We start from the raw sequence: 18,799 nt of genomic DNA, 5'->3' as shown, positions 1-18,799 counted from the left end.
GGCTGATGCGCTGGGACGGCGAGCGCTCGGGCCGGGCCGAGGCGGCGCGCAAGCTGGCGCAGCGGTGGGCGAGGTTGGCCACGGACAATGGCGCAAGGTCCGTTCGTGTCGAGCGCAGTCGAGACACCGGGGGCGATGCGTCTCGACTGCGCTCGACGCGAACGGATGGGGGCGCTGTGTCTCCAGCCATCCTTATCGCCCGCGCCTTGCCCGATAACATCGCCCGCCGCCGCGATCCCTCGGGCGAGACCTGGCTCTCGGCGGGTGGGCGCGGTTACCGGCTCGATCCGGCCAGCCCGCTCGCGCGCGCCGAGTGGCTGGTGATCGGCGATGCGCAGGGGCAGGCGAAGGCCGCCCGCATCACCGCCGCCGCTCCGCTGGCGCTAGAGGAGATCGAACAACACCTCGGCCACCTCATTGAAAAGCGCTCGGTCGCGCGCTGGAATGCGCTCGAGGGCCGGGTCGAGGCGCGGCGCGAGCGGCGGCTGGGCGCGATCACGCTTGCCTCCGGGCCCGACCCCGAGCCCGACCCCGAGGCCATCACCGCGCTGCTGGTGGGCAAGGCTGTGGAAAACCTTGTGGACCTGCTGCCGAAAAGTCTCCTCGCCCGCGGACGCTTTGCCGGGATCGCGGCGCTCGCGCCCGAGCAACTGGCCGCGCGCGCCGATGAATGGCTGGCCCCGTTGCTTGACGGCAAGCGCAAGCTCGATCTGCCGCCGGGGCGCTATGCCGAGGCGGCGCGCAACCTGCTGTCGTGGGACGAGCGCCAGACCCTCGACCGGCTCGCCCCGCGCCAGTTCGTCAGCCCGGCGGGCACGCACCACGCCATCGACTACAACAGCGACCACGCCCCCGCCTGCGAGGTGCGGGTACAGGCGCTGTTCGGGCTCGATCAGCATCCGATGATCGGCACGACGCCGCTCCTGCTGCAACTGACCGACCCCGGCGGCAAGCCCATGCAGGCGACGCGCGATTTGCCGGGATTCTGGCGCGGTTCGTGGGAGGACGTCCGGAAATCGGGCAAGGGCCGCTATCCGAAACACCGCTGGCCCGACGAGCCCTGGGCCGAGCGCCCGAGCCTGAAAACCAAGAATGCCTTCACACGTTCGAACGAGTGATCTAGGAGCAGAATTCGCGATTCCGCTCATCCTGAGCTTGTCGAAGGATCGTTCTTGCTTCGCCGGCTTGGTGCAACACCGCGAGGTGAAAGGCAGCCCTTCGACAGGCTCAGGGCGAGCGGGAAGAGATCTCATTCAAATGCGCAGGCCAGAATCATGCAAGCCCGTATCTACCAGCGTCCGAAGAACGCCATGCAGTCCGGCAGGGCCCGCACCGACCAGTGGGTGCTCGACTTCGTGCCCGCCGAGGCCAAGAAGCCCGATCCGCTGATGGGCTGGGCCGGAAGCGGTGACACCCAGCAGCAGGTGCAGCTGAAGTTCGAAAGCTGTGAGGCCGCGCAGGCCTATGCCAGCAAGCACGGGATCGACGTGATCGTCCACAAGACTCCGCCGCGTGCGCTCAAAATTCAGGCCTACGCCGACAACTTCAAGTAAGAGTCAGGTTTATCTAAAAATGTGGAAATTTGGTGTTCTCGCCGCGCTCATGGCGGCGGGAGGATGTGCTGCGCCCCAAGCATCGACAGAGCAGACCAGCGGGCCCTCTGCCGCGACAAGCGATGCGGCGGCCAGCAAGTTGGCCGATATCGAGCAGCGCAGCGGTGGCCGGCTGGGCGTTACGCTGGTCGATCCGGAAGGGCAGGTGCTGTTCTCACATCGCGGCGACGAGCGCTTCGCCATGTGCTCCACCTTCAAGACGCTGCTGGCCGCCAAAGTCCTCACCGGCGCGGACGGCCTGAAGCTCGACGACCGGCTGACCATCGACCCGGCGGCAGTTGAGGGCCATGCGCCGTTCACCCGCTCGCGGCTGGACGCAGGCTGGATGACGGTCGGCGAGGCGGCCGAGCATATCGTGACCGTCAGCGATAACGCTGCGGCCAATATGCTGCTCGACCGGGTGGGCGGTCCGCAGGGGCTGACGCAGTGGATTCGCACGCTCGGCGATGATGTGACCCGGCTCGACCGGCGCGAACTCGAACTCAACGAAAATGCGGCGGGCGACCCGCGCGACACCACTGCGCCGCTCGCCTTTGCCGAGACCTATCGCAAGGTCATGAACGACGAGGCGATCCTTGGCCCGGCCCAGCGCGATCAACTCGCCGGATGGCTGAATGCGAGCGTGACCGGGCTCAACCGCTTGCGCGCAGGGCTGCCCGACGGCTGGCGCGTCGGCGACAAGACCGGCTTCTGCGCGGAGCCGGGCGCGGTCGAGATCAACGACGTCGCGGTCTTCAATCCCGAGGGCAAGGGCTGGTACACGCTGGTGTTCCTGCTCGACCGTCCGCGCGAGACGGGCGCCGTGGTCGATGCGCTCGGGGCCGAGGTCGGTGCGCTTGCCGCCGAGGTGGTTCGCGGCGCATCGTGATCTTGCGCTTGAACTGTTGCGGATAGGTTGCCATATGGCGCGCCGGGAGTCGGGTGGACGTTTGCGTTCGCTCACCGGGTCAGGTCCGGAAGGAAGCAGCCCAAGTGTCTTGCGACGGGTCGCTCGGCTCCTTTTACCCCTTCAGTGCGGCAGTCATGCGGGTTCGCGCTTCGGCGCGATTGCCTGAGGCCGCGCGCCGTCCGGTGAAGCGGGCGAGACCGAAGGGCTCCATGTTCACGCCGATGGTCTCGTGCGCTCCGGCGGGCACGCAGAAGGTTTCGTGAAAGATTCCGACGCTGCCGTCGTTGCCGACTGCCTTGTTGAAGGCGCTCCAGGCGGGCCAATGCGTTTGCGAACGGTCGCGGGCATAGGTCTCAAGGCTGTCGAAGTCGCGCCAGTATTGCACCAGCAGCACCGTGCGCAGGCCGCGCAGCATTTGCTCGGCGCCGAGAAAGCCGCTCTCCGGGTTTTGCGAAAGTTCGGCCAACATTGGCCCCATGGCCCGGGCAACGGGAAGCCACTTGCCGATCTTGTGGAAAGCGTTGATCCGCATTCCGATAATGAACACCACCAACGGCCCATCATGGCTATCGGTAAAACGGCCCGGTTCGATCATGACAGCTCCTTTGAATGGAATTGAAGTTGCAAAATGAAACTTATTATCGCCTTCGTGGGCTTTTGCAATCGTTCGACAGCGCGCGCGCACCGGCCTAGATTGCGGACATGAGCGATTCACCGGACAATTCTGGCCTCCCGCCCTGGGATAGTGGCGACGAGGACGAGGCCAAGCCAAGCGCAGCCGAGCTTGAGGCGGCGGGGCAGAACGCCATGTTCGGCGATCCCGCGCCTGCACCGGCGAGCGTACAGCAAGAGGCCGCGCCCGCGCCGGTTGCCAACCAGCCCTATCGCGTGCTCGCGCGCAAATACCGTCCGCAGACCTTTTCCGAGCTGATCGGGCAGGAGCCGATGGTGCAGACGCTGTCGAACGCCATCGCGCGCGACCGGCTGGCCCATGCCTTCTTGATGACCGGGGTGCGCGGGGTCGGCAAGACCAGCACCGCGCGGCTGATCGCCAAGGCGCTCAACTGCGTCGGCCCCGATGGCGAGGGCGGCCCCACGATCAACCCGTGCGGGGTGTGCGAGCCGTGCAAGGCCATCGCCGAGGGCCGCCATATCGACGTGATCGAGATGGACGCCGCCAGCCACACCGGCGTCGACGACGTGCGCGAGATCATCGAGGCGGTGCGCTATGCGGCGGTCTCGGCGCGCTATAAGATCTACATCATCGACGAAGTGCACATGCTTTCGCGCAATGCCTTCAACGCGCTGCTGAAGACGCTCGAAGAGCCGCCCGCCCACGTCAAATTCCTGTTTGCGACCACCGAGGTCGATAAGCTGCCGGTGACGGTGCTCAGCCGCACGCAGCGGTTCGACCTGCGCCGCATTCCCAGCGAACTGCTGGCGCGCCACTTTGCCCACATCTGCGAGCTGGAAGGCGTGAAAGCCGAGGACGAGGCCATCGCATTGGTCGCTTCGGCTGCCGAAGGCTCGGTGCGCGACGGGCTGTCGATCCTCGATCAGGCCATCGCCCATGCCGACATGGACGCAGGCGACGGCGAGACCAAGGTGACCGCCGCCAAGGTCCAGTCGATGCTCGGCCTCGCTGACCGCGGTGCGCGGCGGCGGTTGTTCGAGCATCTGCTCAAGGGCGAGGCGCCCGAGATGCTGGCGGCGGTCGACGGGCAATATGCGCTGGGGGTGGAGCCGCTGGCGCTGATCCGCTCCTTGATGGAGTTTACGCACAAGATCGCGCTGGCGCAGGTCGCGGGCGGCGAGAGCGACGCGCCGATTGCCGAGGAGCGCGAAGCGGTGAGCGACTGGGCCGGGCGGTTGTCGCCGGGGCAGGTGCACCGCTTGTGGCAACTGCTGCTCAAGGGGCACGAGGAAGTCGCCCGCGCGCCCGATCCGCTGGTGGCGGCGCAGATGGCGCTGCTGCGCGTGCTCCATGCCGCCGACATGCCCGATCCGGGCAAGCTCGCGCGGCAATTGCAGGATATCGCCGCGAGCGGGGCGGTGAGCGCTCCGGCTGGCGCTGCGCCTGCGGCTGGTGCCACCGCTTCGGCTCCGGCCCTTGCCCCGCATGCTGCCGGGGTCGAATGGGCCGAACTGGTCGACCGCGTCGATCACAGCGGCGCGCTGATCGCGGCCAGCACCATGCGCGACTGGGTGCGGGTGATCAGTCTTGCGCCCGGTGAACTGATCTACCAACTGGCCGAGGGTATCAGCGACGATCCCTCGCGCGAGATCCGTGAGGCGCTAGTGAAAGCCACCGGCGGCAACTGGCGGGTCGAACTGGGCGAGGGCAATGCCGCCCTCTCGCTCACCGAACAGGCCGAGGCCGAAAAGGCGGCGGAGCTGGCGCGGGTGCGCGCGCATCCGCTGGTGAAGGCCACGCTGGAGGCCTTTCCGGGGGCCGAATTCGTCGAAGAAACAGAGGCGCCGCGCGGCCACCAGAAGTGGAGCCAGCGCGGCTAGAACGAGGACGTTGAGAATGCAGAGCATGGAAGAAATGATGAAGGCGGCGCAGGAAGCGGCGCAGAAAATCCAGCAGCAGATGAGCGATGCGCAGGTGAAGCTCGACAATATCGAGGTCGAGGGCGCTGCGGGTGGTGGTCTGGTCAAGGTCCGTGCCAGCGCGCGCGGGCGCATTATCGGCGTCGCCATCGACGACAGCCTGATGGTGCCAAGCGAGAAGCAGATTCTGGAAGACCTCGTTACCGCCGCCTTCAACGACGCGCGCGACAAGGCCGACCGGGCCGCCAACGATCAGATGCAGGAAATGCAGGCCGGCCTCGGCCTGCCGCCGGGGTTCAACCTGCCGGGCATGGGCTGACGCGATGGCCGGTGGCTGTCGGTTCCGTCCACAGCCCCGGCCTTTCATCGCATTGCAGGGGCGGGCGGTCGTCCCCATATCCTTGAGCAAACAAAGCTTTCGGATACCCCATTTATGACCGCATTTCCCCTCCTTCCCTTACGCGACATCGTCGTCTTTCCCGGCATGGTCGTGCCCCTGTTCGTGGGGCGCGACAAGTCGGTTGCCGCGCTCGAAGCGGCCATGGCGGGCGATCAGGATATCCTGCTGGTCGCGCAGCTCGATCCCAATTGCGACGATCCCGAGGCCGACGATCTCTACGACATCGGCGTGATCGCGCAGGTCCAGCAGATGCTGAAACTGCCCGACGGCACTGTACGCGTGCTGGTCGAAGGACAAGCGCGCGCCAAGATGATCGATATGCGCGAAAGCGACGGCTATGTGCTGGCGCAGACCGCGCTGATCGAGGAACTGACCGCCTCGGGCAGCGAGGTTTCGGCGATGATGCGCTCGGCGCTCGATCAGTTCGCCGAATATGCCCGCCACAACAAGAAGCTCAGCGACGAGATCGAAGGCGAACTGCGCGACATCGAGGATGCCGGCGCGCTGGCCGATGCGATTGCCGCCAGCCTTGTCGCCAAGGTGGATAGCAAGCAGCAGCTCCTGGCCGAGGGCGACGCGATGAAGCGCCTCGAAATGGTGTTCTCGGTGATGGAGGGCGAGCTGTCGGTCCTTCAGGTGGAGCGCAAGATCCGTGGCCGCGTGAAGCGGCAGATGGAGAAGACCCAGCGCGAATATTATCTCAACGAGCAGCTGAAAGCGATCCAGAGCGAGCTGGGCGGCGGCGACGGCGAAGAGGCCGACGAGATCGCCGAACTCACCAGGCAGATCGCCGAGACCAAGCTGACCAAGGAAGCCAAGGCCAAGGCCGAAGCGGAACTCAAGAAACTGAAGTCGATGCAGCCGATGAGCGCCGAGGCTACCGTCGTGCGCAACTATCTCGATGTGCTGCTGGGCCTGCCATGGGGCAAGAAGAGTCGCCTCAAGAAGGATCTCGCCAAGGCGCAGGAGGTGCTCGACGCCGATCACTATGCGCTCGACAAGGTGAAGGACCGGATCGTCGAATATCTGGCGGTGCAGGCGCGCACGAACAAGCTTAAGGGGCCGATTCTGTGCCTCGTCGGCCCGCCCGGCGTTGGCAAGACCAGCCTCGGCAAGTCGATCGCCAAGGCGACCGGGCGCGAGTTCATCCGTCAGTCGCTCGGCGGCGTGCGCGACGAGGCCGAGATTCGCGGCCACCGGCGCACCTATATCGGCTCGATGCCGGGCAAGATCGTGTCGAACCTCAAGAAGGCTGGCACCAGCAACCCGCTGTTCCTGCTCGACGAGATCGACAAGCTGGGTCAGGATTTCCGCGGCGATCCGGCCTCGGCGCTGCTGGAGGTGCTCGACCCGGAGCAGAACGCGAAGTTTCAGGATCACTATCTCGAACTCGATATCGACCTCAGCGACGTGATGTTCGTGTGCACCGCGAACTCGCTCAACCTGCCGCAGCCTCTGCTCGACCGGATGGAGATCATCCGTCTCGAAGGCTACACCGAGGACGAGAAGGTCGAGATCGCGACGCGGCATCTGGTGTCGAAGCAGGTCAAGGCGCACGGGCTCAAGAAGGGTGAGTTCACGCTCACCGAAGAGGGCCTGCGCGACCTGATCCGCTACTACACCCGCGAGGCGGGCGTGCGTACGCTCGAACGCGAGATCGCCAAGCTGTGCCGCAAGGCGCTGCGCCAGATCCTTGAAGGCAAGGCCGAGAGCGTCACCGTGACGCCGGAAAATCTCGCCGATTTCTCGGGCGTGCGGCGCTTCAAGCACGGCGTCTCGGAAGACGAGGCGCAGGTCGGCGCGGTGACGGGGCTGGCCTGGACCTCGGTCGGCGGCGAGTTGCTCACCATCGAGAGCGTCACCACGCCGGGCAAGGGCGAGGTGAAGACCACCGGCAAGCTCGGCGACGTGATGAACGAGAGCGTCGCGGCGGCCTTCAGCTTCGTGAAGGCGCGGGCACCTGCCTATGGCATCAAGCCGAGCGTCTTTGCGCGCAAGAACATCCATATCCACCTGCCCGAAGGCGCGGTGCCCAAGGACGGGCCGAGCGCGGGCATCGGCATGGTCACCTCGATCGTCTCGACGCTGACCGGCATCACCGTGCGGCCCGAAGTGGCGATGACCGGCGAGGTTACGCTGCGGGGCCGGGTGCTGCCGATTGGCGGGCTGAAGGAGAAGCTGCTCGCGGCGCTGCGGGGCGGGATCAAGAAGGTGCTTATCCCCGAGGAGAACGAGAAGGACCTCGCCGAGATTCCTGCCAATGTGAAGGAAGGTCTTGAGATCGTTCCCGTAAGCCACGTCGACCAGGTGCTCGAACATGCGCTGAGCGCGATTCCCGCCCCGATCGAGTGGACCGAGGCGGACGATCTGGCGAGCCAGCCCGCCGCTGGCGGAAGCGATGCGCCCCCTTCGCCGACCGCACACTGAGCCCCTTCGCCGACCGCACACTGAGCCCTTTTGCTGCGGCGCAACGAGAGTGTTGCGCTGCAGCGAATCGGCAAGATTCCCCGACGTAATATTTATGCCCTGGCGGTTGGCTCAGGAATTAATGGTAAGCTCGATTACCTAAATGCTCCATTTATCGCAGAATTGCGCCAGTTGGAGTGGCTTTGCCTTTGACAGGTGCGGGAAAAGTCGCTCTCTTGCTGCGCCAGCGCGGCGAGTCTGTATCCGCTTCTTGGCTCGCTGCTAGGACACTGGAACGAGGGGTTTCCAACGAGATGAACAAGAACGAACTGATCGGTGCCGTTGCTGATGTCAGCGGTCTGTCGCGGAGCGATGCTACCAAGGCTGTGGAAGGTGTGTTCGACACCATCACCGGCGCTCTTTCGAAGGGCGATGAAGTGCGCCTCGTGGGCTTCGGCACTTTCTCGGTTGCCAAGCGCAAGGCATCCACCGGGCGCAACCCGCGCACCGGCGAGCCGATGACGATCAAGGCTTCGACCCAGCCCAAGTTCAAGGCTGGCAAGGGCCTCAAGGACGCGGTCAACTAAGCCGATCCGACCCAGCCCGGCCTTTCGGTCGGCAAGATGAGCCGTCCCTTGCGGGACGGCTTTTTCTTTGCCTGTCGTTTTCCTTGTATGCCGTTGGCTCAATCCACCGCGCGTGTGGCAATGGCATAGAGCGCGATGGCAGCGGCGTTCGAGACGTTGAGGCTTTCCATCGCTTCGCTGATCGGGAGCTTGGCCAGCGCATCGCAATGGCTTTCGACATTGGCGCGCATGCCTTCGCCTTCCGCGCCCAGCACCAGCGCCACCGGTCCGGCCGGCAGGGCCTCGCCAAGCGTGGCTTCAGCCTCGCCGGTCATGCCGATGCGCCAGTATCCGGCCTCCGCGATCTCTTCGAGCGCGCGCGACAGGTTGACCACCCGCACCCACGGCACCTTCTCCAGCGCCCCGGAGGCCGACTTGGCGAGCACGCCGCCTTCGGGTGGGGCATGGCGGTCCTGGGTGACGATAGCCGCGGCATCGAAAGCTGCCGCCGAGCGGAGAATCGCCCCGACGTTGTGCGGATCGGTCACCTGATCGAGCACGAGAATCGGGCGGTTGTTGTCGCGGTCGAGGATGTCGCTGAGGTGCAGATCCTCCAGCGGTTCACATTCGAGCACAAGGCCCTGATGCGGCGCATCGCGCGCGACGAGGCGGGCGAGGTCTTCCGGGCCGGCATATTCGAGCGGAAAATCGGGCGGCAGGTCACCGCACAGAGATTCGATGCCCTCGTGGGTGGCCCAGAGCTTGCGGTGCTGGCGCGCGGGGTTGAGCAGGGCGGCCTCGACCGCGTGGCGGCCCCAGAGGCGCACGGCGCCTTTGCCTGCCCGGCCTGAGCCGCGTCCACCTTTCATGCGTCCCGCGCGACCGCGCAAATTTCTTTTTTCCGACTGTTTTGCCATCTGATGTCCTAACTTTCGCGGGCCTAGTGCCAGTGTGGCCATTGACAGGCAAGCGGAGCTTCGCCAAAGGGGCGCCTCTCGGCCGGAGCGGCACCCATTTCGGGGCCACTTTCGCAGCGGGTTTTCGGACCTGCATCCGGCATCTGTGTGGACAGGTGGCCGAGTGGTTAAAGGCAGCAGACTGTAAATCTGCCCGCGCAAGCGTACGCTGGTTCGAATCCAGCCCTGTCCACCACCGCCTCTGGCGGATTTTGCAGCAATCCGGATCGGCTGGTGCGCTCTTGGCCACCTGGCAGCGAATCGCCTGGCGCAAATCGGGCAAATGATATCCTCGTGTCATTATCCATGAAATCGGAGGGATAGCGCGCACCTGGTTTTGTGGGGGTATGTACCAGCGAAAAGGGGGCTGAGACGCTCTTTTTAAAGCGCCCGCACAATTTTTCGGTTTGTGGATTGTTGTCGCTTTTCCGTCATTTGGCGTCAAAATTGTCATTTTTGTTCATAGCTTTCGGGGAGCCTCGCAAACGCGCAAGCTTCGTGCAAGTTTGCCTGCCTAGCGTATCAATTGGTTCGTCGGGGGGTGACGCAGGGAGTGGAAGCTCCCGCCTTGTTTTATTGCATGAGCATCACTCGTACCCCGTGGCGAAATCCCTTTTCACAAGCTTGCCATGGGGGTTTCTTTTGATGATCGACCGCAGTGCTCTCTCACTCGTCGCCTTGGCTGCTGGCCTGGCCGCCGCGCAACCAGCTGCCGCTCAGGACAGCGGCAATTCCGCTTCGGACCATTCGGACACGCAGAATATTACGCTCGACGGCAAGACCACGATCACCGTCACCAGCAGCCGCATCAAGTCGGGTGACCCCTCGGTCAAGGTCGAGGTCATTACCGAGGAAGAGATTCGCGATCGCGGCGTCACCTCGGTCGAAGAGCTGATTCAGACCCTGCCGCAGAACCTCGCGACGATCGGCACCATCACCAACGAGCGCGCCCGCGGGCCGCTTCGCGATTCCAGCCGCACGCTGGCTCCGGTCGGCGAGCTGGGCTCGCTCGGCGTTTCGGCTGCGAACCTTGGCGGGCTGGGTGCGGGCAACACCCTCATTCTGGTGAACGGCCGGCGCATCGCCGGTGCGGCGGGGATTGAGGATGGCTTCGTCAACCTCAACACCATCCCCTTGAGCGCGGTCGAGCGGGTGGAGATCACCCAGGCCGGTGCCACCGCGATCTACGGTGCCGATGCGATGGGCGGGGTGATCAACTTCATCCTCAAGAACAGCTATTCGGGAACGACGCTCACCGCGCAGCACGAATTCAGCGATAACGATGCCGACAACAGCCGCTTCAGCCTCTACTCGCGGAAGGGTTGGTCCACGGGCAGCATCTCGGGCACGGTTTCGTACAGCCGTCGCGATCCGGTCAATAACTATAAGTCCGGCTATACCACGCAGAACTATTCGGACTATTTTGGCGGCGATCCGGCCTACGACTATCGCTCCTTTGCCAATGGCACGCAGCCGGGCGTCTATGCGATGACAAGCTATCGCTACGATCCCGACACCGGCTTTATCTTCCCGGAAGAGAAGGGGCTGAGCGTTCCGGTCGGCTTTACCGGACGCCCGACGCTCGATGACCTGATCGAACTGGGCCCCGATGCCCGCCGCGACTTCGTGCCGGAACTGGCCGGGCCCACCGCCGAGAGTCTGGCCGTCACCGTCGATTTCGAGCAGGAGATTACCAACAAGCTGACGCTCTTCGCTACGGGGCTGTGGAATCGCAACGACAACCGGCAGCAGCGCGTCCTCGAAAGGGGCCTCTCGCTGGTGCTGGCGCCGGGTCAGGCCTACAGTCCGTTCCCGGCCTATTACGTAAGCCGGTTTAATCCGGGCACTCCGGTGTACTATTATCCCGGCTACGAGATCGAGAACGGGCTGGTGCCGGCAGGCAATATCTCGAACCGGTCGGAGAGCTGGAGCGTCAACGCGGGCTTCAGCTACGATTTCAACGATTCGACCACGCTGGAATTCATCTACACACGCGCCAGCGACAAGTCGCGCGGTCGCTCCGACAACTTCGGCTCGCTGGTCAGCATCATTGCTGACCCCGCATCGTCCAGTGGCTTTTCGTGCTACAACTTCATGCTCGCCAACGGTCGTTATCCGGAAAGCCAGCAAGACTATCTGCAGAGCGTGTTCGACGCTCAATGTGCGGCCTTGACCAGCACCGACCCCGACATTGCGGTCAACCCCTGGTCGTCCTCACCGGCCACCGCTGGCGGTCCGATCTCCCCGTTCTTCTATCGCCTCGACGATGAGACGCGCGCCTCGAAGATCACGAACTACGAACTGCGTTTGACCGGGGATCTGTTCGAACTGCCCGGCGGCAAGATCCACTATGCGGTGGGCGGCGACTATTCCGACGACGGCATCGACAGCCGCGAGATCAACCTGCGCACCGGCGCTTCGCAGAGTCGCGATCGCTATGCCTTCTTCGGTGAGGTGCAGCTGCCGTTGCTGGGCAACGGCACCGAACTGCCGCTGATCAAGTCGCTCACCCTTTCGGCTGCGGCCCGCCGCGACACTTACGAAACCGAAGGTGCGGTCGGCACGGTGGACGGCGTTCCCTTCGATCAGGGCGGCGAGATTATCTACGCCAAGAACACCTTCTCGCGCACCACGCCCAGCCTGGGCGTTGCCTGGGAGCCGTTCGATTCGCTGCTGCTGCGCGGGCACTGGACGACGGGCTTCCGCGCGCCGCCCTATACGCAGCTGTTCAATATTACCGGCGGAGTCACCTACCCGACCTCCATCAGCGACGATCCGCTGTATGATTGTCGCGAGAACAACGACTGCGACTTCAACTACAGCAGCACCTACTTCGGTTACTACGTGCCGATGACCACGGCACCGAACCCCGATCTCAAGCCGCAGACGTCGGACAAGATCACCCTGAGCGCCCAGTGGCGACCGCGCGGTGCGCTTGCCGGGCTCGATGTGAGCGTGAGCTACAACAACACCAAGATCCACAACCAGTATGCCACCCGTGACCAGCTGGGCCACCTGTTGCCGCGGGCTGATATCCTGCAGATGGAACAGTTCTATCCGCGCAACGCGGACGGCAGGATCATCGCCGCGCAGAACCTGACCTACAACATCCTCGGTTCGAGCTTCTCGTCGATCGTCTATGAACTGGGCTATCGTTTCGATACGCCCATCGGGACCTTCGAGCCGCGGGTGACCTGGCTCGACAATCTGAAGGCCGAGCTGCGCACCTTGCCGGGCAAGGACCCGATTTCGACCCTCGGCAAGCTGCAGGGCGCTGACGATTATCGGGTGGTCGGCCAGCTCGGCTGGTCGAGCGGGGACGTACGGGCCACTCTGTGGGCCTATTACACCCCCAGCTACGAGAACGACTACGAGATCACGACCTTCGCCGGGACGGTCTCGAACCCGGATTACTCGAAGCAGGTCGACAGTCTCACGACCATCGACCTCACCGCCAGCTGGCAGATGAACGACCGCATTCGCCTCGATGTGGCAGGCCGCGATATCTTCGCGGCGAGGCCGCCGCTGGCCGTGGTGCAGGGGCGTCCTTACGACACCGCGCGTTACAACCCGGCCGGTCGACGGGTGTCGGTGCAGCTCAGCCTGTCGTTCTGAGCCAGGCGAGGGGGCGGTCCAGTCCTGTGTGGACCGCCCCGTCTTGCAAGGTCGGGCCCGCGTTGCCATCGTCTGCAAGGTATTCATGCACGGGAGCCCGAATGCGATGCGCATCCTGCTGGTCGAAGATGATGAGGAAGTGGCCCACACGCTGGTGGCCTTCCTCATGCGTGAGGGCTTTGTCGTCGATCATGCGGACTGCCTTGCCGTGGCCCGTGAGGCGGTTCGCGACGAAGAATTCGATGTCGTGCTGCTCGACCGGATGCTGCCTGACGGCGACGGGGTGGAACTGATGGCCTTCGCGCGCAAGATCCGGCGGCCGCAGCGCTTCCTGCTGCTCACCGCGCTTGACGGGGTGGACGAGCGGGTGGCCGGGCTCGACGGCGGCGCCAACGACTACATCGTCAAACCCTTCGAGCCGCGCGAACTGGTTGCCCGCATCCGCAACGCCATGCGCTTTACTCCGCAGATCGAACCCCAGGTCAGGCGCTTCGGACCGCTCGCCTTCGACGTCGAGACGACGACCTTCACCATAGACGGCGAGCCCTTTGTGGTGCGCCGGTCCGAAGCGCTGGTGCTGGCCGCGCTGATGGCGCGCCCCGGCAGCCTGGTGCAACGCGAAACGCTTGAATCGCGGGTCTATGGCTATGACCGGATGGTTTCCTCCAACTCGCTCGAGTCGCAGATTTCGCGGCTGCGCAAGGCCTTGGCGGACCGTACCGACGGGCTGCGCATTCAGGTCGAGCGAGGGGTCGGTTATCGGCTGTGCGAGCCGTGAGCGTCGGCCTGCGCTGCAAGGCTGGTGCCAGCGACTGGCGATAGACCACCAGACAAAATCACATGAGAGAAGCTGACCCAGTGTTGATGGATACAATCGATCAGGCCCGTGAGGCCGCCGCCGAATTCCGTAGCGTTCATGCAGCAATCCGCGCCGAAATCGGGCGCATGATGGTCGGGCAGGGCGAGGTGATCGACGGCGTGCTGACGGCGATCCTGGCCGGCGGTCATGTGCTGCTGGAAGGCGTGCCGGGGCTGGGCAAGACGATGCTGGTGTCCTCGATCAGCCGGGCGCTCGATCTGCCGTTCTCGCGCATCCAGTTCACGCCCGACATGATGCCCGCCGATATCGTCGGCACTTCGATACTGGCAGAGACTGCGGGCGGCGGGCACGAACTGGTGTTTCAGGAAGGCCCGATCGTCGCCAACCTCGTGCTGGCCGACGAAATCAACCGCGCGACACCCAAGACGCAGTCCGCGCTGCTGGAAGTGATGCAGGAGCAGCAGGTTACGGTCGGTCGCCGCACGATCCGTATGCCGCAGCCGTTCTGCGTGATGGCGACGCAGAACCCGGTCGATCAGGAGGGCACCTATCCGCTGCCCGAGGCCCAGCTCGACCGCTTTTTGATGAAGCTGGTCGTCGGTTATCCGACCGAAGAGGACTACCACACCATTATCGCGCGCACGACGGGCGAGGAGGTCGTCACTATCGAGCCGGTCAGCGACGGCGAGACGCTCAACCGGATGCGCGCCATCGTGCGGCAGGTGCCGGTGCCCGAGTTCGCGCGCAGCTATGCGATCCGGCTGGTCATGGCGACGCAGCCGGGCAGCGACTATGCCCCGCGCGAAACCGGCGAATATGTCGACCTCGGGGCCTCGCCGCGCGGCATCCAGTCCCTGATGCTGGCGGCCAAGGTGGTGGCGCTGCTCGACGGACGGTTCTCGGTCGCCTGCGAGGATATTGCCCAAATTGCGCGCCCCGTGCTGCGTCACCGTATCGTCACCAATTTTCACGCCCAGGCCGACCGGGTGGACGGCGATGCGATCGTTGACCGTGTGCTGGAGGCAGTGGCTCAGCCCACGGCCTGATCCGGCTCCGCTAGCGGGTCACAAAAAAGGGGGGCGGCGCACCGGATGCGCCGCCCCCCTTTTTGCGTGGTGTCTGGCAAGAGCCCCTTACCGCACGAGGTCGCCGTAAACGTTGCGGACTTCCACCCGGCCGAGATTGGCGGCGCGGATCGGGGCTTCGATCTGCGACAGGTCGCCGATCACCACCCATGTCAGCTTCGACGGATCGATCAGTTCGCGCGCCCGCTCCTGCACATCGGGCAGAGTGACTGCCGCCAGCCGCTGGGCGGCGGTCGCGCCGCGATCCAGCGGCTGGCCGTAACTGGCCGAGGAGGCCATCGACATCAGGTAGTCGCGGTTCTCGCTATAGCTTGTCGGCACTGCGAGCACAGCCGACCTCTGGGCGTCGTCCAGCTCCGCCTGCGTCACCGGTTCGCTGGTGGCGATACCGGCGATGATGTTGCGCACCAGCGCCATGGCGTCGGCCGTCTTGTCAGTCTGGACACTGCCGCTGGCGCTCAGAACGCGCTCACCCTCGGGTGCGTTCTGGATCCCGCCGCGGAAACCATAGGCCCAGCCGCGCCGCTCGCGCAGTTCCATATTGAGGCGGCTTGAGAAGTCCGCCCCGAGAATGGCCGCCACCAGTGAATCGGCGGCGGCGCTGTCGGCATCGAAACCGCTGACCGGCATGCCGGCGGCAATGATGCTCTGTTCCGCATTCGGCGCGTCGATCAGCACGATGGTGCCGCTGGCGGGCTGGGCGGGGAGCACGGCAGGATGCGGCGTGGGAGTGGTCGGCTGCCAGTCGCCCAGATAGCGTTTGGCCATCGCCTCGACGTCCTCGGGCGTCACCGCACCCACGACATAAAGCGTGGCGTTGTTCGGCCCCAGCTCGGTATTGTGGAACCGCCGGATCGCATCGAGCGACAGCGACTTGGCGAGCTCGCGTGTCGGGATAAGGCCCTTGGGATTGTCCGGCCCCCAGATAGCGCGCGCGAACAGCGACCTGAGCGCACCGCTCGGGTTCTTCTCGTAGCCATCGTAGTTGGCGTCGATCCCGCGAAGCACGGCATCGACCAGTTCTTCGGGATAGCGCGGTTCGCGTACGACCTCGGCGGCAAGCGCGAAGCCTTCGGCGAAGCGGTCGGACGGCACTGTCCATGTCACCGTGCTGTCGCGGTCGCCTGCGGTCGCGCCGAGGGAGCCGCCCAGATCGTTGATCGCCTTCTGCAGTTGCAGCCGGTCGCGCGTCCGGGTCCCGGCGGTCAACAGGCTGAGTGCCTGGGCGGCGGTGCCCGGCGCATAGTCTTCATCGAGATCGCTGCCGGCATCGAACATGAGCGCAGCGGTCGTGGTGCGTGTGCCGGGCCGTTCGCCAACCACGATCCTGAGGCCGTTGGGCAGCGTGGTTTCGCTGATCGCCGGGAACGGGATCGGCCCGGTTGGCGGGCTTGCGTCGGGCACCTGGCTGCGGTCGACCGATCCGGCCTCGGCGGGCGCATAGCTCACCTCGGGCAGCGAAACGGTCTCGTAGTAGGGGGCAGAGACCAGCGCGCCGAGCGCATCGGTCAGAGCCTGCGAGGTGGCTTCGGCGACCCAGTTGGTCTGCTTGACGAAGAAGGCCGGATCATTGTGCTCGACCGCGCTCGACAGCAGCCAGCGGCCAAGACCCACGGGATCGTCGAGCGCGCTGGTCAGGCCGGCGATGCTCGCTGCGTGGATCGCATCGATGCGCGCCTGATCCGGTCCCTGCGCCACGAAGTCGGCGAGGGCCTTGTCGAGCGCGGCCTGCGCCTGTTCGAGCGGGATGCCCGGCGCGACCTGCATGGTCACGGCGAAGGTATCGACCAGATCCTTTTGCGTAAGGGCTGCGCTCACGTTCAACGCGACGCGCTCCTCTTCGACGAGCCGTCTGGGCAGGAACGATTCGGGCGTCCCGGCCATCGCTCGCGATACGAGTTGCAGATAGGTGATCGTGCGCGGATCGCTTGTTTCGACGGGCCAGGTCCGGTCGATTTCCACCGCCCCCATCCGGTCGTGAATGACATTGCGCTTGATGCTGCCGAGCTGCGGAACATAGCGCGACAGCGCATCGATCGGCTTGCCGGGGCGGACATCGCCGAAATAGTGGGCGATCTGCTTCTTCGCCTCATCGACCGTGACGTTCCCCGAGACCACCAGAACCGCATTAGATGCGCCGTAATAGTTCTCGTACCAGTCGTTCACGTCGGCCAGCGTGGCCGCGTCGAGGTCGGCCATCGAACCGATGACGGGGTGGGCATAGGGATGATCGGCGGGAAAGAAGTTGGCGAGATACTGCTCGTAGCCTTTGACCCCCGGCCCGGCCCCGCGCTGACGTTTCTCGTTTTTCACGACTTCGCGCTGTTCGTCGAGCACAGTCTGGTTCACGCCGCCCATCAGGTACTGCATGCGGTCCGATTCCATCCACAGCGCGAGATTGAGCGCATGGGCCGGCACCACTTCGTAGTATTCGGTCCAGTCCTCGGTCGTGCTGCCGTTGATATCGGTGGCGCCGGCCGCGCGCAGCGGATCGAAGTAGCTGCTTGCACGGTTCGCGGTGGGGCCGAACATCAGATGTTCGAACAGGTGGGCAAAGCCGGTTCGCCCTGCCGGTTCGTAGCGCGAACCGATGCGGTAACGCACGCCGACATAGACGTTGGGAACGCTGGTATCGGAGTAGACGATCGCCGTCAGGCCGTTGGGAAGGGTGAAACGTTCGTATTCGAACGCCACCTCGGGTTGACCCGCGATGGACCTGGTGGCGACCTGAACCGGCTCGGCTGCGGCAGGAAGAGCGGGCAGGATGGCAGCGCCACACAGCAGCAAAGCGAGAAGAGACTTGCGATCGAACATGGATGTGCTCCGGTTGAGGCGGGCCGGGGTGCCTCGACATCGCTGCCGCGAGGCGTCCCGGCTATGCGGTGCAGGAACCATGAGTTGCTTGCATGAGGCTTGCACCGGGCTCAACCACCGGTAAATCGCTTGACCCTGGCCCCATCCAGCGCGGCAAATGCAAGTTTGGTGCAAGTGTTCAGGCCTATCCGGGTCAGCATGGGAGCGTGCCTTCACATGACAGATCAATGCCTGCCTTGCGGAGGGCCCACGGTGCCCGGCGCCGGGGAGCGAGCCGCGCTTGCCGCAGGGGCATGGGAATGGGCAGGGGCAGGGGCATGACGGCTTCGGCATTGGTGCGCCCCGAGGTTCTTGCAGGGCTCGACCGGGTGGCGGATCGCGGCCATCACGGAATCCTGCGCGACGCACGTCGGCGCATCGCCTCACAGGCCGGGCTTCGCGCCCTGCGCCTGTTCCCGGCTGCCTCGCTGCTGGCCCTTGCTGCTGCCGCGCTCGGCTTTGCGCCTGCGATCGTGCTCGCGCTTGGGTGCGGATTGCCGGTGCTGCTACCTGCGGCAATGGCCGCCTTCTCGCTTGCGCGCGTGCGTTCCGGGCGCGGAGCGGCGCTGGCGCGGATCGACGGCGAACTTGCCCTGAAGGGGCGGATGCAGGCGGCGGATGCTTTCCTCTCGCATCAGGCCGGCAATGCCTTCACTGCCGCCGCGGTGGCCGACGCGGCGGATCGCCTCGCCGAAGCGGAGCGGGCGACACTTGCGCCGCATCGCGACAGCCTCCGCGCATTGCCCCGCGACCTGTGGCTGGCGTTTGCCGGCGGGGTGCTGCTGGTGGCCGCGCTCGTGCTGTCGACAGGATCGGGATCGGGCGAGCTGGCAAGCTCTGGCGGGCGACCGGCCACGCCGCTGGCTGCCGCAGCACAGGCGCTTGGGCTGGACTGGCGCAACCAGGGTGACGAGGCAGGTGGCGTCGACGAGGGGGCTTCAGGTGCGTCGGCCAGAGGCGGGGATGTCCCGCGCAGCGATCAGGGCGGCCATGGGGCGGCGGCCATGGCAGGGCATGGTGCAGCTGGTAGCAGCGCGCAAGGC

The 18,799-nt window shown here is 65.2% G+C and carries 14 protein-coding genes, 1 tRNA gene and 1 other RNA gene; 13 read left to right on the top strand and 3 right to left on the bottom strand.

The genetic code is table 11. The features are described from left to right. The 4 genes from D2V17_RS06275 to ffs all read left to right on the top strand — a co-directional run. Window positions 1–1,118, top strand: a 1,118-nt coding sequence (locus D2V17_RS06275; protein WP_281270549.1) for an ATP-dependent helicase C-terminal domain-containing protein, incomplete at its 5' end; no start/stop codon positions are given. A gap of 156 nt (window positions 1,119–1,274) precedes the next feature. Beyond that, a complete protein-coding gene (locus D2V17_RS06270; RefSeq protein WP_119592244.1) occupies window positions 1,275–1,553 on the top strand; it encodes an ETC complex I subunit in 279 nt (92 codons plus the stop codon). Window positions 1,554–1,572: 19 nt separating this feature from the next. Then, window positions 1,573–2,481 carry a class A beta-lactamase gene (gene bla / locus D2V17_RS06265; RefSeq protein ID WP_119592243.1) on the top strand — a complete coding sequence of 303 codons (909 nt, stop codon included), beginning with the start codon at window positions 1,573–1,575 and terminating at the stop codon, window positions 2,479–2,481. 42 nt (window positions 2,482–2,523) lie between these two features. Next, window positions 2,524–2,618: signal recognition particle sRNA small type (gene ffs, locus D2V17_RS06260), an RNA gene on the top strand. Here ffs and D2V17_RS06255 read toward each other — a convergent pair. Beyond that, window positions 2,615–3,097, bottom strand: coding sequence for a DUF4188 domain-containing protein (locus tag D2V17_RS06255; protein WP_119592242.1), 483 nt, complete (start codon window positions 3,095–3,097; stop codon window positions 2,615–2,617). The genes ffs and D2V17_RS06255 overlap by 4 nt on opposite strands. 107 nt (window positions 3,098–3,204) lie before the next feature. Here D2V17_RS06255 and D2V17_RS06250 point away from each other — a divergent pair, with 107 nt between their 5' ends. The 4 genes from D2V17_RS06250 to D2V17_RS06235 all read left to right on the top strand — a co-directional run bounded on the left by D2V17_RS06250 (window position 3,205) and on the right by D2V17_RS06235 (window position 8,448). Then, window positions 3,205–5,016 carry a DNA polymerase III subunit gamma/tau gene (locus tag D2V17_RS06250; RefSeq protein ID WP_119592241.1) on the top strand — a complete coding sequence of 604 codons (1,812 nt, stop codon included), beginning with the start codon at window positions 3,205–3,207 and terminating at the stop codon, window positions 5,014–5,016. Between the two features lie 16 nt (window positions 5,017–5,032). Next, a complete protein-coding gene (locus D2V17_RS06245) occupies window positions 5,033–5,374 on the top strand; it encodes a YbaB/EbfC family nucleoid-associated protein (RefSeq protein ID WP_119592240.1) in 342 nt (113 codons plus the stop codon). Window positions 5,375–5,488: 114 nt separating this feature from the next. Next, complete coding sequence (gene lon, locus D2V17_RS06240) at window positions 5,489–7,882, top strand: endopeptidase La (RefSeq protein ID WP_119592239.1); 2,394 nt, start codon at window positions 5,489–5,491, stop codon at window positions 7,880–7,882. 293 nt (window positions 7,883–8,175) lie between these two features. After that, a complete protein-coding gene (locus D2V17_RS06235) occupies window positions 8,176–8,448 on the top strand; it encodes an HU family DNA-binding protein (protein ID WP_119592238.1) in 273 nt (90 codons plus the stop codon). A 98-nt stretch (window positions 8,449–8,546) separates the two neighbouring features. On the opposite strand, the gene rlmB is transcribed toward D2V17_RS06235, so the two are convergent. Beyond that, window positions 8,547–9,344: a 23S rRNA (guanosine(2251)-2'-O)-methyltransferase RlmB gene (gene rlmB, locus D2V17_RS06230; RefSeq protein WP_119592237.1), complete on the bottom strand. Its 798-nt coding sequence runs from the start codon at window positions 9,342–9,344 to the stop codon at window positions 8,547–8,549. 149 nt (window positions 9,345–9,493) lie between these two features. On the opposite strand from rlmB, the gene D2V17_RS06225 reads away from it, so the two are divergent. The 4 genes from D2V17_RS06225 (at window position 9,494) to D2V17_RS06210 (ending at window position 14,864) form a co-directional block, all read left to right on the top strand. Next, window positions 9,494–9,579, top strand: a tRNA-Tyr gene (locus D2V17_RS06225). Between the two features lie 449 nt (window positions 9,580–10,028). Further along, entirely contained in the window at window positions 10,029–12,998 is a 2,970-nt protein-coding gene (locus D2V17_RS06220) for a TonB-dependent receptor domain-containing protein (protein ID WP_119592236.1), read from the top strand. An 85-nt stretch (window positions 12,999–13,083) separates the two neighbouring features. Beyond that, window positions 13,084–13,776 carry a response regulator transcription factor gene (locus D2V17_RS06215; RefSeq protein ID WP_220474079.1) on the top strand — a complete coding sequence of 231 codons (693 nt, stop codon included), beginning with the start codon at window positions 13,084–13,086 and terminating at the stop codon, window positions 13,774–13,776. A gap of 86 nt (window positions 13,777–13,862) precedes the next feature. Further along, window positions 13,863–14,864 (top strand): AAA family ATPase, encoded by a 1,002-nt coding sequence (locus D2V17_RS06210; RefSeq protein WP_119592235.1) that lies wholly within the window; start codon window positions 13,863–13,865, stop codon window positions 14,862–14,864. Window positions 14,865–14,951: 87 nt separating this feature from the next. Here D2V17_RS06210 and D2V17_RS06205 read toward each other — a convergent pair whose 3' ends face one another. Further along, window positions 14,952–17,717, bottom strand: coding sequence for a M16 family metallopeptidase (locus D2V17_RS06205; protein ID WP_191229099.1), 2,766 nt, complete (start codon window positions 17,715–17,717; stop codon window positions 14,952–14,954). A 317-nt stretch (window positions 17,718–18,034) separates the two neighbouring features. Here D2V17_RS06205 and D2V17_RS06200 point away from each other — a divergent pair. After that, window positions 18,035–18,799: hypothetical protein (locus D2V17_RS06200; protein ID WP_220474078.1), on the top strand; the 765-nt coding region annotated here is incomplete at its 3' end.

It is taken from the genome of Aurantiacibacter xanthus, from assembly GCF_003584015.1.
GTDB lineage: Bacteria > Pseudomonadota > Alphaproteobacteria > Sphingomonadales > Sphingomonadaceae > Alteraurantiacibacter > Alteraurantiacibacter xanthus.
The sequence above is the reverse complement of the archived record's forward strand: the minus strand, read 5'-3'. Positions and strand labels throughout refer to the sequence as shown.